This window comes from Facklamia sp. P12932 (assembly GCF_050409545.1).
Classification (GTDB): domain Bacteria; phylum Bacillota; class Bacilli; order Lactobacillales; family Aerococcaceae; genus Facklamia.
The window spans coordinates 93640-118377 of the sequence record NZ_JBNUPG010000002.1 but is presented as its reverse complement, the minus strand read 5'-3'; the positions used below and the strand labels follow the sequence as shown (position 1 = coordinate 118377).

General features: G+C 36.4%; 20 protein-coding genes. 19 read left to right on the top strand and 1 reads right to left on the bottom strand.

Annotated features, from left to right (window positions below; all coding sequences use genetic code 11):
• The first annotated feature begins 276 nt into the window (after positions 1-276).
• From ACQV2P_RS01350 to ACQV2P_RS01335, 4 genes are all read left to right on the top strand, one after another.
• Positions 277-3036 carry a SpaA isopeptide-forming pilin-related protein gene (locus ACQV2P_RS01350; RefSeq protein WP_428894521.1) on the top strand — a complete coding sequence of 920 codons (2760 nt, stop codon included), beginning with the start codon at positions 277-279 and terminating at the stop codon, positions 3034-3036.
• 136 nt (positions 3037-3172) lie between these two features.
• On the top strand, positions 3173-4687 hold the full coding sequence (locus ACQV2P_RS01345; protein WP_428873456.1) for a helicase HerA-like domain-containing protein: 1515 nt from the start codon (positions 3173-3175) through the stop codon (positions 4685-4687).
• 119 nt (positions 4688-4806) lie between these two features.
• The gene (locus tag ACQV2P_RS01340) at positions 4807-5655 is read left to right on the top strand and encodes an HAD-IIB family hydrolase (protein ID WP_428875014.1); all 849 of its coding nucleotides are present in this window, start codon (positions 4807-4809) and stop codon (positions 5653-5655) included.
• A gap of 12 nt (positions 5656-5667) precedes the next feature.
• Complete coding sequence (locus ACQV2P_RS01335) at positions 5668-6024, top strand: hypothetical protein (protein WP_428873458.1); 357 nt, start codon at positions 5668-5670, stop codon at positions 6022-6024.
• 19 nt (positions 6025-6043) lie between these two features.
• On the opposite strand, the gene ACQV2P_RS01330 is transcribed toward ACQV2P_RS01335, so the two are convergent.
• The gene (locus tag ACQV2P_RS01330; protein ID WP_428873459.1) at positions 6044-7057 is read right to left on the bottom strand and encodes a glycosyltransferase; all 1014 of its coding nucleotides are present in this window, start codon (positions 7055-7057) and stop codon (positions 6044-6046) included.
• Between the two features lie 187 nt (positions 7058-7244).
• On the opposite strand from ACQV2P_RS01330, the gene ACQV2P_RS01325 reads away from it, so the two are divergent.
• From ACQV2P_RS01325 to lpdA, 15 genes are all read left to right on the top strand, one after another.
• On the top strand, positions 7245-8042 hold the full coding sequence (locus ACQV2P_RS01325; protein WP_428873461.1) for a hypothetical protein: 798 nt from the start codon (positions 7245-7247) through the stop codon (positions 8040-8042).
• A gap of 76 nt (positions 8043-8118) precedes the next feature.
• The gene (rlmD, locus tag ACQV2P_RS01320) at positions 8119-9489 is read left to right on the top strand and encodes a 23S rRNA (uracil(1939)-C(5))-methyltransferase RlmD (protein ID WP_428894520.1); all 1371 of its coding nucleotides are present in this window, start codon (positions 8119-8121) and stop codon (positions 9487-9489) included.
• 211 nt (positions 9490-9700) lie between these two features.
• Positions 9701-10417: a cytochrome c biogenesis CcdA family protein gene (locus tag ACQV2P_RS01315; RefSeq protein ID WP_428873480.1), complete on the top strand. Its 717-nt coding sequence runs from the start codon at positions 9701-9703 to the stop codon at positions 10415-10417.
• A gap of 11 nt (positions 10418-10428) precedes the next feature.
• Positions 10429-11013, top strand: coding sequence for a TlpA family protein disulfide reductase (locus ACQV2P_RS01310; protein WP_428875018.1), 585 nt, complete (start codon positions 10429-10431; stop codon positions 11011-11013).
• 1 nt (position 11014) lies between these two features.
• Entirely contained in the window at positions 11015-12130 is a 1116-nt protein-coding gene (msrB, locus tag ACQV2P_RS01305; protein WP_428873483.1) for a peptide-methionine (R)-S-oxide reductase MsrB, read from the top strand.
• 6 nt (positions 12131-12136) lie between these two features.
• Positions 12137-12883, top strand: coding sequence for a response regulator transcription factor (locus ACQV2P_RS01300; RefSeq protein ID WP_428894519.1), 747 nt, complete (start codon positions 12137-12139; stop codon positions 12881-12883).
• Positions 12880-14565: a cache domain-containing sensor histidine kinase gene (locus tag ACQV2P_RS01295; protein WP_428894518.1), complete on the top strand. Its 1686-nt coding sequence runs from the start codon at positions 12880-12882 to the stop codon at positions 14563-14565. Before ACQV2P_RS01300 ends, ACQV2P_RS01295 begins: the two co-directional genes overlap by 4 nt.
• A gap of 398 nt (positions 14566-14963) precedes the next feature.
• Positions 14964-15482: a DNA-deoxyinosine glycosylase gene (locus ACQV2P_RS01290; protein ID WP_428873487.1), complete on the top strand. Its 519-nt coding sequence runs from the start codon at positions 14964-14966 to the stop codon at positions 15480-15482.
• A gap of 192 nt (positions 15483-15674) precedes the next feature.
• Positions 15675-17156 carry a 4-alpha-glucanotransferase gene (gene malQ / locus ACQV2P_RS01285; RefSeq protein ID WP_428873488.1) on the top strand — a complete coding sequence of 494 codons (1482 nt, stop codon included), beginning with the start codon at positions 15675-15677 and terminating at the stop codon, positions 17154-17156.
• Positions 17157-18184: 1028 nt separating this feature from the next.
• Positions 18185-19180, top strand: a complete 996-nt coding sequence (locus ACQV2P_RS01280) for a D-2-hydroxyacid dehydrogenase (protein ID WP_428873490.1) — start codon at positions 18185-18187, stop codon at positions 19178-19180.
• A gap of 61 nt (positions 19181-19241) precedes the next feature.
• Positions 19242-19703: a YopX family protein gene (locus tag ACQV2P_RS01275; protein ID WP_428882296.1), complete on the top strand. Its 462-nt coding sequence runs from the start codon at positions 19242-19244 to the stop codon at positions 19701-19703.
• A 163-nt stretch (positions 19704-19866) separates the two neighbouring features.
• Complete coding sequence (gene pdhA, locus ACQV2P_RS01270) at positions 19867-20973, top strand: pyruvate dehydrogenase (acetyl-transferring) E1 component subunit alpha (RefSeq protein ID WP_428873493.1); 1107 nt, start codon at positions 19867-19869, stop codon at positions 20971-20973.
• 1 nt (position 20974) lies between these two features.
• Positions 20975-21952 (top strand): alpha-ketoacid dehydrogenase subunit beta, encoded by a 978-nt coding sequence (locus tag ACQV2P_RS01265; RefSeq protein WP_428873495.1) that lies wholly within the window; start codon positions 20975-20977, stop codon positions 21950-21952.
• Positions 21953-21966: 14 nt separating this feature from the next.
• Entirely contained in the window at positions 21967-23298 is a 1332-nt protein-coding gene (locus ACQV2P_RS01260) for a dihydrolipoamide acetyltransferase family protein (protein WP_428876112.1), read from the top strand.
• A gap of 7 nt (positions 23299-23305) precedes the next feature.
• Positions 23306-24718, top strand: coding sequence for a dihydrolipoyl dehydrogenase (gene lpdA, locus ACQV2P_RS01255; protein WP_428882294.1), 1413 nt, complete (start codon positions 23306-23308; stop codon positions 24716-24718).
• Positions 24719-24738: the final 20 nt, after the last annotated feature.

The following is a 24738-nucleotide window of genomic DNA, read 5'->3' as shown; positions in this document are numbered from 1 at the left end:
AACGTTGTTGATACAGCCAAGATATCATCTATCTTAAGTTACTCCCTTATGAACATCTAGCTAAATTATAATCAATAGCACATTTTTATGCAAATTTTTTTGTAAAGATAGTCAAAGTTTTAAATCAGGAGTAGTTGTCAAATTTGAAGAAAGATTGATGAAATTTAGTAAAAACCTTTATAAATTTTGATAATTAAGCATTCTAAGGTCGTTGGCTCTTGATTTATGGTAAAGTATAATTGTAGACGAAACATAGTATTTAAGGAGGTTATCAAGATGTTTAAGAGAAAAAATATTTTATCATTTGTTCTAGTGAGCAACCTATTGGCAGCACCAATATTTCAAACCCAAGAAGTTTTAGCTCAAGTTGAAACGCAAGCACAAGAAAATTTTGTAGAGCCTACTTTTAATATTTTTTTACAAGTAGATGAGAATGTCCCCCAAGCTCAAAAAGAGATTTCCTATGATATTATTGATATAGCAAGTCAAGAGGTTGTTTATTCTTATCGTAGTGACAATACTGAACAGCAACCAATTGAATTGACTGCTGGTGAATATATCTTCCGTTTATATGATGACGGGAAGTTTCAAAGGGGAGGACAATCAGTTCGACCTTATCAAGTTCAAATCGTTCAAGAAAAACAAGAGAAGGCTGATGAAATTGCTGAGGATTCAGGAGAAATTGTTGAGTTGGCCGATCAAACGATAGTATATGATTATGCCTTTACAATTGACGGCAATTATTTAGAAACACCTCCGATTTTTAACATTTATTTAGTCGGTGATCAAGTTCAAAACCCTCAAGTACCAAAGATTGAATCACCAACTGCAGACAGTAGTCAAGAAACTGATAATAGTGAAGAAAACAGTCAAACAGAAGTTGCTGGCGAATTAGGAAACGTTAATGTAATTCTTAAGGACAGTGTGGGTAATGTCGTTCCGAATGTAGGAATAGTGATCAATGGGCAGGAAGTTTTAACCGATGAACAAGGGATCGCTCAATTTCAAGAAGTTCCTACTGGTAACTATGTAATGAATTTTGGTCGATTACCAGAAGCAATGTCAGGATATGAAATTGAAGAAAATGTTGAGATTTACTCAGGTCAAACTTACGACTTTCCTTTGATATTGTCAGGTGTTATCGAAGATTCAACAACTTCTCAAACAACTGTAGAAGCTAAAGCTGATTTACAAATCGAAGTATATGATCAAGAGGAAGCACCGGTTGAAGGAGTTAAGATTGAATTGACCAAACTGGATGATCCTCAATTTAAACAAGAATTAGTATCCGACCAATTAGGTGTCGCTCAAGCTTCTGATATTCCCACTGGCAATTACCAATATCAAGTAATCGAAACACCGGAAACACATTCAGCTCAAGGAACATTATTAGAAACACAAGTTTCTGCTAATGAAGAAAATCGTCAAGTAATTGGTATTACCAAGTTAGACCAAGTAGGTCAACTGAATATCTTAGTTACCGATACTCAAGGTCAAGCAATTCCCCAAGCTGAAGTTCAAGTGTTAGACCAAGTTTATACGACTGATGACAATGGCTCTATCTTTATTGATTCATTGCCAGTGGGTGATTACGATGTTACCTTGGTGACGACTTCAGGAAATGCTGATTTAGAGTCCAATGTTCAAAGGGTTGAAGTTTCAGTTAATCAGCCTACGGATTTAACATTTGAAATAGAAGAGCCGACTACAACAATGGAACCGACTACAACTGCTGAACCTACTACAGAAGAGCCAACTACGACGACACAGGATCCCAAAGCGGTTTTGACGATTAAAGTTCAAGATCAAAAGGCTGAAGCGGTAGAAGGTGTGAGCATACGCTTAATCAATACTGAAGATGGCCAAGAACAGGAAATAACGACTGATAGTCAAGGTCTAGCCTCAGCTAGTGATCTTGCTCTAGGTAACTACCAATACCAAGTCAGTCAAACCCCTGAAGGATATGTAGCCCAAGGCAATCTAATAGATGTAGCTGTAGAAAATGAAGCGCCAGAGTTACAAGCTGTGACTATTCAAAAAGAAGCTGAGGTGGGTCAAGTTTCAATAGCTGTCAGCAATAGTCAAGGTCAAGCTGTTGCAAATGTGCAAATGCAAATTGGCGAGTTGACTGTTGAAACTAACAAGAATGGAATAGCTTTAATTGAAGAAGTGCCTGTAGGCAGTTATGAAGTCCAGTTTGTTTCTATTCCTGAAGTTTACCGTGCAGATCAATTCTCTCCAGAAACGATTGAAGTGGTTGCAAACCAAAAAGTTGAACTAGCTTATCAGTTGGAAGAAAATGTTACGACTGATGAGCCTTCAACTACGCCAGAGCCGACAACCACAACTGAAGAAGTGATTACATCAATAGAGCCAACAACTACGACACTAGCATCAACTACACAAGAGTCAACTACCACAACTGTTGAGGAAACGACTGTTACCGAAGAAGCGACCGTTCCTGAAATGGTCTTTAAGGACTTAGAAAATGGAGGACAAGTCCTCTTAACCAAGGCAGACGCTAAAAATGTGGAGAAGGTTCTTATTCAAAAAGTTGATTTAAATGCCGCTAATCTCCCTTCTGAATTGAAAGGTAAAGATTTTGTAGCTTATGAAATCAAAGCTTTTAATCAAAACGGTAGTGAAATAAAATTGGAAAATCCAACAATAATCAAACTTCCTACCCGTCCAATTAATAGTCAACTTTTAGCCATGAAAGTTATGGGCCAACAAGTTGAAGGATTAAAAGTACGCCTTAACCGAGAAACAGCCACTGTTGAAAGCAAAGGCCTTGGTATTGTAGCCTTAGTATACAAAGACGCCAAAACTGATCAATCAACAACCACTCAAACTCAAGAGGATAGGAAAGCAGTTGTTGTTAAAAAGTCAACCGATCGTAAAGAAGCTGAAAAAGGCAATTTACCAACAGCTGGTGAAACAACTTCAAAAGTGATTTACTTAGTCGCAGGCATTTTAGTAGTTGGGGGAGCACTACTGATTGCTCTAAGAAAAAGAAATCAATTTAAAGACAAATAGATTTTTGAAAACAATCCCTAATATTTTTAGGGGTTGTTTTTTGTGTCTAATAAATCTAATAAATGTTAGATAATTGGATGATGAGTAAATAAGAGTATGCTAAAATTGAGAGTGTGAATAGTAGAGGAGGCTTAACATGGATACACAACTTATGTTTGGATACGGCTCACAAGCGGTTGGATTAAGCTTAGACAAGTTGAATCGACATGGTCTTATAGCGGGAGCGACCGGAACGGGTAAAACGGTTACCTTAAAAGTTATAGCTGAACAGCTAAGTTTAGCTGGCATACCTGTATTTTTATCAGATATTAAAGGCGATTTGATATCTTTGGCTGAGATGGGTAGTTCTCAAGCATTTATTGAAAGATTACAAGCCACTCACTATGAAAATTATGATAATCAAGCTTTTCCTATCGAACTGTGGGATGCCCATGGGCAATCAGGGCTGCCACTGAGAGTTACTGTTTCCGAAATGGGACCCATTTTATTAGCCAACCTATTAGGTTTAAATGAGACACAAACTAGTATTTTGAATGTGGTTTTTTCGGTAGCAGACGAAAAAGGGCTTTTATTGATTGACTTAACAGATTTAAGAGCAATGCTAAATTTCGTAGGCGAACATGCCAAAGAATTAAGCGGTAGTTATGGGAATATTTCCAAAGCATCCATTGGTGTTATTTTGCGCAGTATTGTAGTTTTAGAACAGCAAGGAGCTGATGCTTTTTTTGCTGAGCCTAGTCTAGAGATTGAAGATTTATTAAGGGTAGATGAATCAGGAAAAGGCATTATAAACATTTTGAATGCCAGCAAGCTCTATCAAACTCCCACACTTTATGCCATGGTCTTGTTAGCACTCCTAGGAGAGCTCTTTGACAGTCTTCCGGAAGTGGGCGATTTAGCTAAACCTAAAATGGTTTTCTTTTTTGATGAAGCCCATGTTTTGTTTGATGGAACTCCGAAGGTGCTGGTTGAAAAGATAGAATTGATGGTTCGCTTAATTCGCTCCAAGGGGGTAGGCATCTTTTTTGTCACTCAAAACCCTATGGACCTTCCAGACAGTGTGTCTTCACAATTAGGCAATCGAATTCAACATGGCTTAAGAGCATTTACACCAAAGGAACTTAAAGTGGTCAAAGCAGTGAGTCAAACTTTCCGACAAGCAGAATCTTCAGCTGTTGATTTGGAAAAAGTGCTCCAAGCGTTAGCCACCGGAGAGGCTGTTGTTTCTACTCTAGATTCAAAAGGCACACCAAATGTTGCTGAACGAGTTATGATTTATCCTCCGATGAGTAAGTTGGGCCTTGTTGACCCTCAAACTATTTTGAAGACGATTAACCACTCACAACTCTTAGATAAATATAGTGAAACAATTAATCGTGAGTCTGCTCACGAACAATTAAATCAAGCTATGCAAGAAACACAAGAAGAAATGATTGAATCGATTGATGGCAAAGCAGAGGACCTCTCAACCAACCAACGCATTAAAGAGCTGGAAGCAGAATTAGCTAAACAGCTTAAGAAGTCAGGCAAAACAGCTTCAAGACGGACGGATTCAAATTTTGACCGCTTTACTAAAAATATGATGAGTCAGGTTGGTCGCGAGATAGGCCGAGTTATCACACGTTCGATATCTGGTATGTTCAAAAAGTAGACTTTAGCGATTAATAAAGGATGATGATTCTTAAAAAAATGTTATAATCAGTAGGGATGCAATATGATAAATGTTTAACACTTTATTCTAGCAATAATTAAAAAGGAGCATTAATTTCTATGACATTAAAACTCATCACTATTGACCTTGATGAAACACTCCTCAGGACTGACAAGACTTATGATCGGGATCGCTTTAACCGCGTTCTGAAACGGTTAAGAGAAGCAGGAGTGATCGTGGCAATTGCTACTGGTAATTCTTATCAGAAAATTGCAGATTACTTTGAAGAGTCTGTCTGGCCGGACTTATATTTTGCTTGTGATAATGGTAATTACATTGTCAAGAATGATCAGACCTTAAAGAAGATTGGCATTCCATATGAAGGTTTTACCCAAATTATCGACTTTTTAGATGAATTTCAAGCCTATTCTCCCGTTTTAGGATTAGGCGATGCGGCTTATTTTAGAGACACTAAGGGTCCATTATTTGATTTCATTTCACGCTACGCTAAAGATGTAAACTACATTCCTCAATTTTCTGAACTGCCTGAAGATTCTGTTGTAACAAAAATTGCGATTGCGACACAAGATACGCTTGACCGCAATAAAGTCTTAGCTCGTATAATCAACGAGCGTTATCAAGAAGTTACTGCAGTTACTTCAGGAGATGGATGGGTAGATGTATATAATAAAGAGGGTGGTAAAGGCAGCGCCTTGCTTTATTTACAAAACAAATACAATATTAAAGCTGAGGAATCGATGGCCTTTGGTGATTCTTTGAATGATGAAAGCATGATGGCTCAAGTCCACTACAGTATAGCAATGGATAATGCCGATAAAGACTTGGCTATGCAATGTCGCTATAAAATCGGAAATAATAATGACCAATCAGTTATTTGTGTGCTAGAAGATTATATACAATCATTTGAATTAGACTTTTTAGAAAAATACCGTACAATTAAAGAATAGTAGGTTGATTAAATGGTAAAGAGAACGCAAAAGAAAAACATCAAGAACAGAATGGACGAGATGGCTCAAATTGACGCTTTCTTAATTCCGGCTCATCAAGCAGAAATGTATAAAGTTTTAAGACAAGCAGTAGCCGAAGAAGCCATTGAATATTGGCGAGCAAAATATCCTCAGGTTTCTCGTATAAAGGATAATCCTGATGAAGGCGAGGCTATTCAAATTAAAAATGCTGAGGATCAAGAAGTTTTTCGTTTCTATCTTAATCCTTCTAATATTTCTCAAGCGCAAAAAGCAAGAGATAAAGATCAACTGGATAAGTTTTTAATCAAATTTGAAAATATAGACAAAAATTCCCCACCAATGGTTTAATCAACGGTGGGGTTTATTATTATACCTTCATTTTCAGAGCTTCTTGATAAATTGAAAATAGCTGTCGACCAATTTGAGGAAGGTCGCGTTCGATGGCAATTTCATAGGCTTTTTCTACTAATGAAGGGAGTTTGCCTTCATAGGCTAGTTGAATTTTTTCTTGAAAGGCTTTAAGGTCTATAGCTTTATGAACATTCACACCGTCTTCCAGCCAACCATCAAATACAGGGATATCACGCACAATAAAATCTGTTTTCATGGCGCAAGCTTCAATTGCAGGAATACCTTCAGTTTCTTCAAAAGTCGGGAAAATATAAAGATTGCTCGCTAACAAACCGGCCCGTATATCTTCATTAGGTACATAACCAGCAAATTTTAAGTTAGGTAATTTCGTAGTGACAGCCTTTTTTATTTCATCCGGTACATAGCGCAAGTCAAGATAGCCAAACCAAATAAATTGAATGTGAGGCATCCGTTTGGCTAATTCAACAAAGTCAAGAATCCCTTTGCGTTTTAAGTATAGTCCAATCCCCATTACAACAAAATCATCAGGCTGATAGTCGTACTTTTGACGGAAAACTTTCTTAAGTTTCTCAGTGTCTAGAGGTTGAAATCTAGATAGGTCTATCCCGTTAGAAACAGAATAAATCGGTTGATCGAGACCGTAATTTTCAAGCAGGCTCTTAGAATATGGAGTAGGGGTGATGAGAATATCACCCAAACGGTAACAAGTTAGCAGCCATTGTTTAAAACTAGGTGCTAGAAAATTTGAGAAACGGAAGGAGTTCTCAAAGTCCTCTTTAGTCGAGTGGGCATGATAAATGACTGGAATATTCTTGCGGCGACATTTGGCTGCTAAAAGATAGGATTTAGGGAAGTAGGTATTAATATGTAATAGGTCAAAAGAGTCCTTGGGATTCATGGTATAATCGATTCCCATATATTCCAATGCTTTTTGCTGATGATGAATGGCTTTGCCTAAGCCTGAGCGTTTGATTTGCTCGAGATTGCCTGAATAAAGTAAAACGCGCATCTACTTACCTACTTTCTCTTTTAAAAATCTTAAAAAACTTATTTTTAATGAATGTAATACTTATTTTATCGAACAGGCCCTATTTTAACAAGTTTTACTAAGTCTTGTTAAAGCAATTTAGTCTTTACCAATGATTTGATGTATAATCCAATAGATGAGCAAAGCGACTTTGAGAGGGGGCTTTTTAATGACAGGACATTTTGGTCAAATTTTCTTACTGCCTGGACGCTCGTTACTTGAAAAAGAAATTGAGAGGTTGCAAGTGGATTTATCGCAAGCTGTATTTGAGTATGATGAATTAATTTATAAGGATTGTTTTTATTTAGAAAAGCACTTTTATTTAAATTTTGGGAAAGAATGGCTCAATTTATTAAAAGCTCATTTTCAAGCTGTCTTCTTAGAAAGAAAGTATAGAATAATACGTCTTTATAAGGAAAAGAATCAAAAGCTAAAACTGCAACAGTTAGAAAAAGATTTATCTGTTTATCAGCAGTTAATTATTGAAACGGAAGAAAAGATACAATCAGCAGAACACTCTATCTACGAAGATACTTTAACAGAAGAAGAGGCGCGCTTGATGCGGGGAATGTACCGTCAAATAGTTTCTAATGTCCATCCTCTTCTATATCCTTTACAAACAAAACACCAAGAGGTACTTTATCAAAAAGCCTTGACTGCCTATAAAAGAGATAATAAAGAGATTCTTCAATTGATTTTAGATCATTTAAATGAAGATTATGCTCAAGCGTCTCCATTAAAATTAAGCCAACTAGTCGATGTGAGGAATGCCTTGTTAGTCTCTTTATATGAAAAGAGGAATCAATTGGCCTTAAGACGATCTGATTTTCCCTATCTCATTCGCGATTACGTTCTAAATGATGAATTAGGCGAGAAAATGCGACAAAGTCTGATGCAGAGACGAAGTCAATTTAAGCAAAAAATAAAACAATTGGAGTTAGAAATTGCTAAGTTAAAAGAGAGTTAATCCTCTATTTAGTCCTTTCACTTCAAGACCCAAACTTTTTAACCAAAACCTAAGGTAAATAACAGAGGAGCAATACATGGCAAATAATTTTGAAAAAAACCAACTCTTACAAGCAAGAGTAGAAGATTTAACTCATGAAGGGTTGGGTGTCGCTAAAATTGAGGGCTTTCCATTCTTTATTGAAGGAGCCTTACCGCAAGAAGACATTGAATTTAAAGTCATAAAAATCGGAAAAAAATATGGCTTTGGAAAGTTAGAAAAAGTAGTAAATAAAAGTCCTGACCGAGTAGCCATAACCGATGATATCGGGCGTCAAACGGGAACGATGACCTTACAACACTTGTCTTACGAGGCACAGTTAGCATTTAAAGAAAAGGTTGTGAGAGATGCTTTTGAACGTATTGGGCATTTTAAAGAATTGACCATTCAACCGACTATGGGTATGGATGATCCATGGGGATACCGTAATAAGGCTCAAATTCCAGTTCGGATGGTTAAAAGTAAGTTAGAAACGGGATTCTTTCGAAAAAATAGTCACGACCTCATTCCAGTTGAAGACTACCATATTCAAGATCCCGCTATTGATCAAGCGATTCTAATGGTTCGGGACCTTTTAAGAAAGTACCACATTCCGGCTTATGATGAGCAAGCTCACAAAGGCTGCATGCGTCATTTAATTGTAAGAAAAGGCCATTATAGTGGTCAATTAATGGTCATTTTAGTTTCTAAAGCTAAAAAAATTCCTCAACTTGAAGAATTAATTCAAGAGATGATTAAAAAAATTCCTCAGCTGGTATCAATTATTCAAAATATTAATCCCGCCAAAACAAATGTTATTATGGGAAAAGAGACTTATTGTTTATGGGGAAAAGAGTATTTTGAAGATCAGATGTTAGAGATGACTTTCCGAATATCACCACAATCTTTCTATCAAATTAATACTCCTCAAGCTGAGCGTTTATATCAGCTGGCTATTGCAGCAGCAGAACTAGATGGCAGTGAGACTGTATTGGACGCTTATTGTGGCATAGGCACCTTATCCTTAGCGCTTGCCAAACATGCTCAAGCGGTCTATGCCATGGAAGTAGTGGTTGAAGCCGTCGAAATGGCTGAGAAAAATGCCGAAATCAATCAGATAGATAATGTGCATTTTGAAGCGGGTTTAGCAGAAGATTGGCTAGCAAGATGGAATCAAGAAGCCATTCGTTTTGATGTGGTGACAGTGGATCCACCGCGCAAGGGATTGGATCCTCAGTTTATTGAAAGCTTAGTGGAACAAGATCCAGCTAAGATTGTCTATGTTTCTTGTAATCCAGCTACCCAAGCGCGTGATTGTCAACTACTTGCTCAAGCGGGCTATCAAGTCAAAAGTATTCAACCGGTTGATCTTTTCCCATTCACTAATCATGTGGAGACGGTAGCTTTATTAACAAAACTCAATAAATAAGATTTTAAACCAATGAAATTAAGAGCTGTTCCAATTTTCTTCAATAAGGAATTGGAATAGCTCTTTTTTATATGAAAAGTATAAATTGTATTAAATAATAAATAATACAATCAAATTAAAGTTTTTTAAAACGATCTTCGATTATAATCCTTTCGTCTTACTTCTATAATTAAGCTATAAAGAAAAAATACATTTTTGAAAGGAAAACATTATGATAGGAGAAAACATTTTACTCAGTTCCGTGTTTGTTGCCGGATTATTGTCATTTTTTGCACCCTGTACCTTCCCCTTAATTCCAGTCTATATTGGTTTTATGACGGATGAAGCAGGAGAATATCAAAAATTAAAAATTGGCAAGTTCGAAATCAATAAGGGAGGCATTATTAAAACCATGTCCTTCGTATTAGGACTTTCAACCAGTTTTATTATTTTAGGTTTTGGCGCAGGATGGTTAGGCCAAGCTTTAAATAATTCTTCCATTTTAATCTTTGCAGGCTTTTTAGTTTTTTTACTGGGTGTCCACCAAATGGATATCATCCACTTTAAAAAACTGGATCGTATGCGTGGAATTCAAGTGAATGTAAAACAGAAAAAAGCCTTAGGAACCTATCTGATGGGTGTTTCCTTTAGTCTTGGCTGGACACCTTGTGTAGGACCAATATTAGGAGCTGTTTTAGTCACTTCCGCCAGCGGAGATACTCAATTTTACGGAGCCTTCTTGATGTTAATTTACTCATTAGGGCTAATGATTCCCTTTTTGATTATGGCGATTCTATCCACTTATATGTTAGACCGTGTTAGCTTTTTCAAAAAACATCTGGTAACCATCAAACGAACAGGTGGCTTCTTGGTAATGATAATGGGAATCGTCCTAATGACCAATCAACTTCCCAACTTAGTCGCTTATTTTAATAACTTATTCAATTAGGAGGAAATGAAATGAAAAAATTTATATTATTACTAGCTGTCGCTTCAATCGCAAGTGGTTGTGCCTTAGCTTCCAACCAAGAGACTACAGATGGCGAATCGAACAATTCAGCCCAAGAGCTTAAAAAGACAAATAAAGTTTCAGAGGATTCAAGCATATCTTCAAAAAGAGAAAGTGCTTATGATTTCACCTTAAAAGATTTAAAGGGAAAAGATTATTCTTTAGCAGAACAAAAAGGCAAGCCAGTTTATGTCAAGTTTTGGGCATCCTGGTGTCCGGTTTGTTTAGCTGGCTTAGAAGATTTAAATACTTTAGCTGGTCAAGAAAATGACTTTGAAGTTGTAACGATTGTTTCTCCTGGTTATAACGGGGAGAAAAACAAAGAAGATTTTATGGAGTGGTTTAATTCGCTAGAATACAATAATATGAAAGTACTTTTAGATGAAGAGGGCCAGACCTTTGCTAATTATGGAGTACGTTCAATGCCAACTAATGCCTTGATTGATAGTCAAGGGGTGCCAGTAAAGATTATTCCAGGTGAAATTCGCAAAGAAACATTAACTCAATTGTTTGAAGCCTTAGCAAAGGAGAATTAAGATGAAAAAGATATTCGTTTTATTGGCGTTTGCCCTATTTTTAGTCGCTTGTTCACAAGTGAGTTCTAACAATAAAGTGAATGACAGTAAATTAGCTGAAATTGACGCCATATTGGATCAAGAGAAAGCTAAAAGCAAAGTGAACCCTAACAAAGACATCGATTATTCTTCTGCTGATTTGAAAAAAATTTATTTAGCCGGTGGCTGTTTCTGGGGTGTTGAAGCCTATATGGAAAGAGTCTACGGTGTTGCAGATGTAATCAGTGGCTATGCGAATGGAAACAAGAGGGAAGTAAGTTATGAAGAAGTGATTAAAGGATCGGGCCATGCCGAAACGGTTGAGGTGACCTATGATCCGGAGCGCATTTCTTTAGATGGACTGTTAGATTATTATCTAAAAGTAGTTGATCCAACGAGTAAGAACCGTCAAGGAAATGACCGCGGTGTTCAATACCGCACAGGTATTTATTTTACTGAAACTACTGATCAAGCGATCATTCAAGCTCGCTTAGATAAAGAACAGGCCAAATATCGTAAAACCATTCAAGTAGAAGTAGAAGAATTGAAAGATTTCTATCCAGCTGAAGAATATCATCAAGATTATTTAGAGAAAAACCCCAATGGCTATTGTCATATTGATTTGAATAAGGCTAATGAACCTTTAATTGATCCGGCTCTATATCCAAAGCCAAGTGATCAAGAGCTCAAAGATAAATTAACAGCCATACAATATAAAGTAACGCAAAAAAATGATACAGAGTCTTCTTTTTCTAACGAATATTGGGATAATGAAGCAGCGGGAATTTATGTCGATGTAGCTACGGGTGAACCTCTCTTTAGTTCAAAAGATAAGTTTGATTCTGGCTGTGGCTGGCCATCTTTTTCTCGCCCCATCGCTAAGGAAGTTGTAACATATAATGAAGATTTAAGTTATAATATGAGTAGAATCGAGGTTAGAAGCCGTGCAGGCGATTCACATTTAGGTCATGTGTTTGAAGATGGGCCTGAAGAATTAGGCGGTTTGAGGTACTGTATTAATAGTGCTTCAATTGATTTTATCCCATTAGAAGAAATGAAAGCTGCAGGCTATGAATCCTTAATAAATTTTGTGAAGTAGGTTATTATGTTGAAATTATTGATAGCTGATGATGAATCAATCATTCGCAGGGGTATTAAACAATTAATTCCATTAGAAGATTTAGGCATTTCAGACGTTTATGAAGCAGAAGATGGTGAAGAAACTTTAAATGTGGTAGAAGACTTTCACCCTGATATTTTGCTTCTAGATATTAATATGCCTAAGCTGGATGGCTTGAGTGTGGCTGAATCTGTCAAGGCTAATTATCCCCAAATTTATATTATTATCTTAACAGGTTACGATTATTTTGAATACATGCAAAAGGCTATTCGAGCTAAAGTGGATGATTATATTTTGAAACCAGTATCCAAAAAAGACATTGAGTTCATCTTACAAACAGCGATTACTAAGATAAAAGAAAAACGTCAAAAAGATGAAATTCAGGCATTAGTTCCTGAAGAAGTCGATAGGGTTAAACGCTCAGATTTGATTGAAGACTATTTGGATAAACATATATTTCAAGCTGATTTGTCGCTTAGTCAGATGGCGGAAGCAATCGGCTATAATAGTAATTATTTGTCTGTTTTGATCAAAGATTACTATGGAATGAGCTTTCAGGACTATATCAATAAACGACGTATGGAGAAAGCAAAGCTACTTTTACTATCAAGCGATAAAAAGAACTATGAGATTGCGCATGAGATCGGAATCGAAGATGTCAATTATTTTATCACTAAATTCAAAAAATATTATCAAATCACCCCCAAACAGTTTAGGCAGGCAAAAAAATGAAAACAATGCGCAACCGATTTGACCGAAAAATCAGTGTATACTTTTTCAGTATTTCAATGATGATCGTTTTAATATTATCTTATGCTAATTATAGGTCTTCAGTTAAAATTATTAAGCAAAATATCGAAATGGAAAACAGTCAGCAGTTGAAGACGGCTAGTTTATATATTGCTTCTTATCTTGAGAAGATGAAAAGTTTAAATAGTTTATTAGCCATGACCCCCGAATTAAATAGTGATCAGGAGCAAGCAATTGATGAGAGTGCTTTAAAAAGCACGCTTGATTTAATAAAATCGAGCGATAACATTATAAAAAATATTATGATAATTACTCAATCCGGTCAGTTAATTACTCAAACCGGAAGTGTAATGGAAAGTAAAGCGTCGGTGTTGAATGAAGACTGGTACCAAACAGCTTTAAAGTCGAATAACATGGCTCAAATTACTCGTGAAAATCATTCGGGCTTTACCATGAATAAAAGTGAACGAGTCATTTCCTTGAGTCATAAAATCGAAGATGCTAATAGACAATTTCAAGGACTTTCTATCATAGATGTCTCCTATAAGTTTATTGAAGATTATATTTCTACGGTAAATTTAGGGGAAAATGGTTTTGCCTTTATTGTAGATGAAAATAAGCAGCTGATTTTTGATTCTGAACAGATGAATGGTGATTCGCTAAAAGAAAAGGCCAATTACCTTGCTATTATTGAAGATTCGAGTGCTTTTAACAAAGAAGATTACATTATTTCATCAATCTATGTTCCGAATACAAATTGGCAATTGACGCAAGTTAGAAGTCCTGAAGAAATTTACATTCTAAATAGAAAGCTGATTACCGAAATGCTTATCTGGGCTTTTTTAATTCTACTTTCAAGTATTTTTCTTTCGATTTTCGTATCAAAAAAAGTCACCAATCCTATTGTGGACTTAATTGATGAGATGAAAAAAGTGAATCAAGAATTTTCGAATATCCCGGTAAACCAACAAGCTTCTCTAGAAATCAGAGAACTGACCTTGGAGTATAATTTGTTATTAAATCGGGTAAAAAAATTGACAGAGGCAATTGAAGAAAAGGAAAAAGCTAAGCGTACTTATGAATTAAAAGCCCTTCAAAGTCAAATTAACCCACATTTTATCTATAACACTTTGGATACTATTTTATGGCTGGTTGAACTAGGAGAAAAAGATCAAGCTGTCGAAGTTATTCAATCTTTAGGTAGTTTATTACGGACCACCTTGAGTGTGGACGAGGACGTTATTGAATTGAAGAGAGAAGTAGAGCAGGTTAAAAATTATATGAACATCCAAAAGATTAGGTATGATGATAAATTTGATTACGATATTTCGCTTGGAGCAAATACAGGCGAAATTTTAGTACCTAAGTTAATTATTCAACCGATTGTTGAAAATGCTATTTATCATGGTATTAAAACTAAAAAAGGCCAGTCGCATATCCAAATTACTTCCAGGATTGGAGCGAACGCTTTAATGATTCAAGTGGAAGATGATGGGATAGGATTTAAAGGTAAAGAGCATTCAAACAAACCAAAGCCTAAACTAGGCGGTATAGGTATGGCTAATGTGGATCAAAGACTGAAAATCCTCTACGGAGAAGCTTATGGCCTAAGCTATACCAGTGATGATCAATTAACTAGGGTAACATTAAAGATAAAAATCTAAAAAATATTTCTATCCTAAATTTCTACAAGACCGTTAAAAGAATTGAACCAGCGACACTGTAAAACGTTCCTGGTTCTTTTTGACTTGAAAGTCCTAACCGTAAAATTTGTTATCAAACAATCAATCATTTAAAATGTAAATAAGAAAAGATAGCAATTTATTGACGCATTAAAAGTCAAAAATAGGATTAGTTAGAAGCTATTATGTATTTCATCAAAAAACAAATCCTGAGCTTACTCAAGTAAGTAGAAGGGAGAAGATCTGAAAGTAATTCAACAATAAGTCTTGTGCCTTTTTGCTAAAGGAAAGCCTTTTTGATTAAGTGAGAAAATGTGAGCTAGAAATGATAGACAGCAAGTTAGATGGATAATAAAGTCATCGAGAGGAGGAAATATTCAATGACTAAAGACAGCAAAAAGGATTATCAAACAATTATTCATCCCTTGAAGCCATTCTATAAAAAGGACTCTAAAATCTTAATCTTAGGCTCATTCCCTTCAGTGAAAACGAGAGAGTATGGTTTTTTCTATGGACATCCACAAAACCGTTTTTGGCCTTTAATGGAAAAACTATTTAATGAAGCATTAAGTTCCAATATAGAAGAAAGAAGAAAATTTTTAATGAATCATAAAATTGCCGTTTATGATTCGATATATCAATGCGATATTGTCGGTTCGAGTGACGCTAGCATTAAAAATGTAATTCCTTCTAATTTAAAAATGATTTTTGACAAAGCATCTATTCAGCAAGTTTTCTGTAATGGAACTACTTCTTATAAGTATTATCAAAAATATCATGCAAAAGATATGGGTATTAGGGGAATTAAATTATCTTCTACTAGTCCAGCCAATGCGCGATTTCGTTTAGATGATTTGTTTTTAGAATGGAAAAAAATAATCACCTATCTAGATGAATAAAGGATTAGTGAAAAATGGGCCAGAATGGGTATAATGAACATACTCTATTAAGGATGGGAGAAAATATAAAGTAGAGCAGACTCAAGATAATGGTATAAGTCATGGTTGACTATTACTAATAGATGAGTGGGGAAGGACTGAATGTAAAAGAACAAGCAATATAAACAAATGATTAAATCAAAGGAGGAAAAGATGGAACGTTCAAGTGGGGTTTTAATGCATATATCTTCGCTACCCAACGATTATGGAATTGGATCCTTTGGGCAAGCAGCTTATGATTTTGTTGATTTTCTATCGGATACTAAACAAAAATACTGGCAAATATTACCTCTAACAACGACTTCTTATGGAGATTCACCTTATCAATCTTTTTCAGCTTATGCCGGAAATCCTTATTTTATTGATTTAGACATACTGCAAAAAGAAGATTTATTAACGTTAGAAGATATAGAAGGAATCGACTTCGGTCAAGATAGAAAGTCAGTGGACTATGCTTTAATCTTTAAAAGTCGCCAAACTATCTTGGAAAGTGCCGTTCAACGTTTTAAAAACAAGAATCTAAGTGATAGCTACCAACAATTTATACAAGAAAATCAGGATTGGTTAAATCCTTTTGCTGAATATATGGCGATTAAAGAAACGTTTGATCTTAAAGCTTGGTATGAGTGGGATGAACCAGCAAGAAAACGGGAGGCTGATGCTATAGCTAGCTATCGTTTAGATTTAGCTGAACGACTTGATTATTATCGAATAACCCAATTCTTTTTTTACCAACAATGGCAATCCTTAAAAGCCTATGCCAATCAAAAAGGGATTGAGATTATTGGAGATATGCCGATCTATGTCTCGAGAGATAGCGTAGAAATGTGGACCCATCCAGAATTATTCAAAGTCGATAGAGAGGGCAATCCGACTCTAGTAGCAGGAACGCCACCTGACAACTTTTCCACCGATGGACAACTTTGGGGCAATCCAATTTATGACTGGGAATATCATCGTCAACAAAATTATAAATGGTGGGTTCAACGTTTTAAAGAGAGTTTTAAACTTTACGACTGGGTGCGAATCGACCATTTTAGAGGGTTTGAGTCTTTTTGGCAAGTTCCGCTTTCGGCTAAAACATCCGCTGAAGGAGCATGGTCTAAAGGACCAGGTTGTGATTTGTTTGCTGCTGTCAATGAAGCGTTAGGAGACTTAAATATTATCGCTGAAGATTTAGGTTTTATGACAGCTGACGTGATTGCTATGCGAGAAGCGACCGGTTTTCCTGGGATGAAAATCTTACAGTTTGGTTTTGAGGAAGTGGGTGACTCACCAGATCTCCCCCACCACTATCCACACAATTCAATAGCTTATGTTGGCACTCATGACAATGAAACAGCTAGGGGATGGGCACAAGATACAGCGAGTCCGGCGTCTTTAGATAAAATAAAAAATTATCTAGGAGAATTAAAAGACGAAAGTATAGCTGATTGTCTAAATCGTGGAATTGCTATGTCACGATCTTACTTAGCAATTTTTCGTATGCAAGATCTTTTGGACCTAGATAACCAATCACGAATGAACACTCCTGCAACATTAGGAGGAAACTGGAAATGGCGTATGACGAAAGAACAATTAACAGAAACTGTCAAGACTAAATTGTTGAAACTCACCCAAACTTATTATCGCTAAGGACAGTATTAATATTTCAACAGTAAAAGAAATGGCTATCCTGTTTCTTGCGGATGCTTATCATTGATTTTTTTCAGAAAGATTCTTGCTAATAGTTTCTGGCAATAATGCATTTCATGGATCAAAGAATTTAATTACTTTGCCTTTCAAAGATTTTAGAAGGGAGTCAATTTTATTATGATTTTCTTAGTGTCAAATTAATAGTGTAAGCTAGATCGCAAAATTATAATAAACAGACCAGCATTTTTACTCTTTTCTAATAGTCAGCTCGCATTTTGATGAGCTGTCGATTGCATTGATATGATTGAATATTTGCCTTGCAAGTATGCTCAGCTAAAAAGCGAGGGAAGCAAAGGGCGCTGACTCATCCATTCAAGCTACTTAGCGCATTGTTAGCTCTCTTTTTATTTTTTTGTGAACAGCTCCTTTTTGATCCACAAGGTGTTGAAGTTTGAAGCGGACTTTATCAAAGCTTCATGTATCCGATGTCTGAACTTTGCATCATACTCTGTGATATAACAAAAAATCGTTTTCTCCAGAGCTGCTGTATGAGGAAATTGTTCTTTCACTTTGCTGATTCGCTGGATTTGTTGATTAATTGCTTCTTTTGAATCATTTCCACGTATAATAGGAGCAAAAGCAGGGCCACAATGAAGACAAACATAATCTTTTTATGGGGTGTTTTTGTTAGCCTTCGGCTTCCTATTTTTTAAATTAAGAAGGATCGACCGCTCTTTCTTCAGCAAAAAGTTAATGGCATCTTCTAAGGCTAGGCGCAAAATTACTGAACAGACTCACCTTGTGCGAGTGCAGTCATTCGTTTTGTGTTAAATTTTTCTATAAGGGACCTCCTGTTTGTGATTGTTTTGTGGCCATCACAATCTTATAAAAGGAGGTTTTTTCTATTGAGACTTCGAGCTTAGACCAAAAATTTTAGGCTGTGGAGATACTTTGTAAAAAAAGAGTAATTGTTTGTATTTAAAAACGTTTATTTATAGAATAAGTGTGAAAAAGAAAGGAGAGTCATTATGACAAAAATAATCGCATTTGGTATCCGGGATGAAGAAAGACCGATAGTTGAGGCTTGGGCCAATAAAGCCAATGTAGAAGTTAAGATGTTGCAAGATATTTTAACTGAAAAGACAATTTACCAAGTAGAAGGGTATGATGGGGTCACCTTATCCCAAGTGGCTCCTTTAGAGCAATCGATTTATGCTAAGTTAGAGGCATTTGGCATTAAACAGATCGCTCAAAGAAGTGCTGGAGTGGATATGTATGATTTGGAAATGGCTAAACGTCATCATTTGATCGTTTCCAATGTCCCTACTTACTCACCAGAATCAATTGCAGAATGGTCAGCTTTGACGGCGATGAATCTTATTCGGCATTATGATGCTATTCAAGAACAAGTGAAGAAGCATAATTTTTCTTGGACACCAAATATTAGAGGTCGAGTAATCGGAAATATGACCGTTGCAATTATCGGTACCGGTCATATTGGCCAATGTGTCGCACAAATTTTTAAAGGGATGGGCGCTAAAATAGTTGGATATGATTTATACCCAAATGATGAACTGAAGGATTTATTAGAGTATCAATCTTCGATAGAACAGGCAGTAGAACAAGCAGATATTGTTTCTTTACACATACCTGCTATTGAGGAAAATCACCACTTATTTGATGAGAAGATGTTTAAGAAGTTTAAGCAAGGAGCAGTCTTATTAAATATGGCAAGAGGATCAGTAATTGATACGACGGCACTACTAAATGCTTTAGATGAGGGCATCCTATTAGGAGCTGGACTGGATACCTATGAACATGAAGCGCCTTATATTCCCAAAGATTTTTCAGACAAGGAAATTGAAGATGAAGTCTTTGTAAAAGTATTAGACCATCCTAAGGTGATTTATTCTCCTCATATTGCATTTTATACGGATGAATCAGTAAAAAACTTAGTAGAAGGCGGCCTAAACGCTACATTAGATGTCATTAAAACTGGAACAACCAAAAATCGAGTAAATTAAGATAAAAATTAGATATACAATTTTGTATATCTAATTTTTATATAGGGGGTAGGAAGGAAAAATGAAAGCAAGAGTTTGGTTTGATGAAAAACGTCAAATGAGTTATTTTGATCAAGTTATTGAGAAGGGGACAAATCAATTTGAGGGGGTATTAGCCGGTCAAAGTGAAGCAAATCTATGGAAATTATCAGAAGGTGACTGCTTGATGTATTCGACGGCTTTGTTTGAAAAGACAGCTAAAAAGAGTGGTAAACTGATCTATGAAGGAGACATTGTTAAGAGCCGATATATTCATGAACGATTAAATTGTGGAGGACTTAATACACCAGAAAATATCGGAGTGGTTGTTTTCAGACAAAATGAATGGCAATTGAAAGTTAAAGTAGGGAAAAATTTAGCTTATTTAAGGGATAACTATTTTTATTTTTCTTTGGATGATCCTTATAGCTATCGTCAAGTCATTGGAAATGAATTAGAAAATGATCTCGATCAATTAGTCGAGAAACACACCACCAAAATGTAAACCAAGAGAAGACAGCTCTTTGTCAATTATTTTAAGGGTTTTGTTTAGCTTGAGGATAAAATCAATAGCATCATAGATTTTATGTATTTTACCTTTATTGAAACAAAACTTATAATAAAATTGTAAGCGCTTAATAAAAAATATAATGGAAGGTAGTGAAAACATGGTGAAGAAGCTAAGTAGTGTTGACTTTAACCAAGTTGTTGATCAGTATGCCAAACCTTTTGAAATGGTTCAAGTTTTAGACGAAAATGGAAAAGTTGTTGATCCAGAAACATTGAAATCAATAACAGATGAAGAGTTAGTATCTTTGATGGAAGATATTGTTTGGGGTCGTGCTCTTGATGAGAGAACAATTATTTTAAATCGCCAAGGAGCCTTGGGAAATTATGCAACGGCAGGAGGGCAAGAAGCGAGTCAATTCGGCTCATTAGCTGCCTTAACTCGTGATGATTTCTTAGTTCCGACTTATAGAGATTTAGGAGTATTGATTCGTCACGGATTGCCTATGTATCAAGGGTTCCTATGGTATAAGGGCCATGTTGCAGGTAACCAATTTGAGCAGGATTTTAATGCATATGCTCCCCAAGTAATGGTAGGAGGAACTTTACCTCCAGCAGCGGGTGTAGCCATTGGTAAAAAATTCAACGATTCAAAATCAGTTGTACTGGCTCTTTGTGGAGATGGAGCAACGTCACAAGGTGACTTCTATGAAGGAATCAACTTCGCAGGAGCTTATCAAGCACCATTAATTACAGTTGTTCAAAACAATAGATATGGTATATCTGTTCCAGTGGCACAACAAACAGCTGCTCAAACCTTGGCTCAAAAAGCGGTTGCAGCAGGTATTACTGCTGTACAAGTAGACGGCATGGATCCAGTCGCAATGTATGCAACAGTCAAGAAAGCACGTGAATATGCGATAGCGGGTAACGGTCCTGTATTAATTGAAGCCTTGACTTATCGTTTTGGACCGCATACGATGTCGGATGATCCAAAACGTTATCGTGGAGACGATGAACTAGCAGAATGGATGGCAAAAGATCCACTTATTCGTCTTCGCAATTATTTAACAGAAAAAGGCTTATGGTCAGAAGAAAAAGAAAATCAAGTCATTGAAGATTTGAAGAGTGAAGTGAAAGAAGCGATGGCACGTATGGCACAAGAGCCTGCTCAAAAAGTTTCTGATTTCTTGAAGAACATGTTTGAAGTGACTCCGCCAAGTATTTTAGAACAAATTAAGAAGTATGAAGCAAAGGAGATGAGATAAGATGGCAGTATTAACACTAGCACAAGCAATTACAGCAGGACTTAAAGAAGTTTTAAGCCGTGACAACAAAACCTTAATATTTGGTGAAGATGTCGGTTTAAACGGAGGTGTTTTCAGAATTACCGATGGATTACAAGAAGAATTTGGGAAAAATCGTGTGTTTGACACACCGTTAGCAGAATCAGCTATCTTAGGCATGGCAACAGGTTTGGCTACAGAAGGTTTTCGTCCTATTCCAGAAATACAATTTTCTGGTTTTATCTTAGAAGCAATGGATCCTCTAGTGGCTCAAATTTCTCGTTTTCGCTTTCGTTATGGTGGAACTCGTCAAATGCCTGTAACCATTCGTGCTCCATATGGTGGGGGAGTTCACACACCTGAATTACACTCTGATTCATTGGAAGGAATGATGGCTCAAGTTCCTGGCTTACGTGTAGTTATTCCTTCTTCTGCTTATGACGCAAAAGGTTTACTCATTTCATCTGTTGAATCGAACGATCCAGTTGTTTTCTTAGAACATTTAAAATTATATCGCTCAGTTAAAGGCGAAGTACCTGAAGAATATTATACTGTACCGTTAGATAAGGCGAATGTAGTCCGTAAAGGAAAAGATATTACTTTAATTGGCTATGGACTAATGGTAGGGTTGGCAGTTAAGGCTGCTGACAAATTAGCACAAGAAGGAATTGAAGCAGAAGTAATCGATTTACGTACCGTAGCTCCTTATGACTTTGAAACAATTCAGTCTTCGATTGCAAAAACTCATCGTGCAGTTGTTTTACAAGAATCGCAACGACTTGCAGGAATTGCTGGTCAGATAGCTTCAGATATTAGTGAACGTTGCTTTATGGATTTAGATGCACCTGTTGCGCGTGTAACCTCACCTGATACTGTTTATACCTTTGGGGCAGCGGAGTCAGTTTGGATACCAGATGAGAATGATATCTATGAACAGGCTCTAGAAACATTTAAATTCTAAAAGGAGGCATTTTGATGTATCAATTTATATTACCTGATGCTGGTGAAGGTACTCATGAAGCAGAAGTGCTCACCTGGCATGTTAAAGTTGGAGATAAGGTTGAAGAAGACCAAATCATTTTGGAAATACAAAGTGATAAAGCTGCTGTTGAATTGCCTTCACCTGTATCCGGAACAATTTCTAAGCTATATGCTGAAGAAGGTGAAATTGCTTTAGTAGGCAAGCCTATTGCCGATATAGCTCTTGAAGGAGAGGAAGTGGGGAGCCAAGTAGAAAATGTTGCTCAACCAGATTCTCAAGATAATCTGGTTGAAGAAAACAGCTCCAATACATCAGATACAGTGGATCTAGTGGAAGAAAAAGATACTAATAGAACGGAAGCTGTATCGGATGATATTCGTAAGATGGCTATTCCTAGAGTACGTAAATATGCTCGTAGCAAGGGGGTTGACCTTTCGAAAGTAATCGGCACAGGAAATCACGGTAAGATTACGATAGAAGATATCGATCATTTCTTAGAAACAGGTCAAACTGTAGCCCCTAGCGAAGAAACTTCAAATAAACAAGTAAGTCAAGCAGTCGTTGAAAATCAAGTGTCTACTTCTAGCGCGACTCCAGTAGCTACTGAAGCAATGGCTGAAGATCGAGTGGAAAAACTGAGCATGATGCGTAGAGTAATTGCTAAAGCCATGGTTGAAAGTAAGCGAGTTTCACCTCACGTAACGGTATTTGATCAAGTAGAAGTTTCAGCTTTAGTGGAACATCGTAATCGAATGAAACAAATTGCTAAGAATAAAGATATTAAGTTAACCTATTCTGCATATTTTGTGAAAGTTCTAGTGGCTATGTTGAAACGTTTCCCAGAACTAAACGCTTCTATGAATCTTGAAAAGGGAGAAATATATTACCATAATTACTATCATATTGGCGTAGCTACCGACACTCCTAAAGGCTTATATGTTCCTATGATTCGTAACGCAGAAAGAAAGAGTCTATTTGAAATAGCTCAAGAAATCCAAACTCTAGCGGATAAAGCTCAAAATGGAGAGTTAGAAACAACAGATATGGATAATGGCTCTATGACTTTAACCAATGTGGGTGGCTTAGCAACAGGTGGAGTTTGGTCTACACCTATTATTAACCAACCTGAAGTAGCTATTTTGGGTGTAGGTCGAATTGAAGAACAATTCTTACCAGATGAAGAGAAGAATCCAGTATTAAAACCTGTGTTAAAATTATCTTTTGCTTTTGACCATCGAGTAGTGGATGGTGTAACCGCTCAAAAAGCAATTAATTTAATGAAAGAATACCTAAATAATCCAGATTTATTATTATCGGAAGGGTGATTGACAAATGGTAGTAGGAGATTTTGCAAAAGAAGCTGATACGATTGTAATTGGATCTGGACCGGGAGGATATGTTGCCGCCATTCGAGCGGCACAAACAGGTCAGAAAGTACTCATCATTGAGAAAGATCAAATAGGGGGAGTATGCTTAAATGTTGGTTGTATTCCTTCAAAAGCAATGATTACGGTCGGAAATGAATACGTTAAGACTAAAAACAAAACGCCTTATGGATTAGAATATGGAGACGCAAGTCTGGATTTTACGGCTCTACAAGATTGGAAGAATAATGAAGTAGTCAAAAAACTAACAGCTGGCGTTCAAGCCTTATTGAAAAAGAATAAAGTGGAAATAATCCATGGCGAAGCAATGTTTACTTCTGACCAGACTGTTCATGTTGTAAAAGAAGGAGAAATGGGCGAGACCTATCAGTTTAAGAATGTGATTATAGCTACTGGTAGTCGTCCAATTGAACTTTCAGGTCTACCATTTAGTGAAAACATTATTGATTCGACAGGACTACTTAATTTAAAAGAACTTCCAGCATCCTTAATTATAATTGGTGGCGGCTATATCGGAATGGAATTGGCCGGAGCCTATGCTAATTTAGGTACTAAGGTAACAGTCATTGAAGCAAGTGATCGAATTCTTAATGGTTTTGAAAGTGATTTGACCAAGCCAGTTATTAAACAGATGAAAAACAAGGGTATTGACATAATTACTAAAGCAACCGTTGAATCAGCAGTAGACAAAGAAGGAAAAGTGACCGTTTCATATTCTGTTAAAGAGAAAAAAGAAGACCTTTCAGCTGATAAAGTAGCGGTTTTAGTAGGAAGAGTTCCTAATACGGATCTCTTAAGTTTAGAGTTGGCCGGAGTTAAGGTTGATGATAAAGGTTTAATTCCAGTTAATGAGAAAGGACAAACCAATAAAAATAACATATACGCGATTGGCGATATTGTCGCAGGACCGGCTTTAGCTCATAAAGCGAGTTATGAAGCAAAAGTTGCAGCTGAAGCAATTGCTGGTCATGCAGGAGTAGCAGTTGATTATTCAGTTATTCCAACAGTCTGCTATACTTATCCAGAAATTGCGACAGTCGGATTAACTGAAAAACAAGCTAAGGATCAAGGAATCAATGTCAAAAAAGCAAAATTCATGTTCCAAAGCAATGGTCGTGCTCTATCAATGAATGAAAAAGAAGGATTTGTTCGTTTAATCTCCGATAAAGAAACAAATCGTTTGATAGGGGCTCAAATGGTTGGTCCAGAAGTAAGTGAATTAATTGGAGAAATCACCTTGGCAATTGAAAATTTAATGACAGCTGAAGATTTGGTATTAACAATTCATAACCACCCAAGCCTAACAGAAACCATAATGGATGCTGCTGAAATACTTTTAGATCAAGGAATTCACCAATAGCAAATTAAAAGGAGATTTAT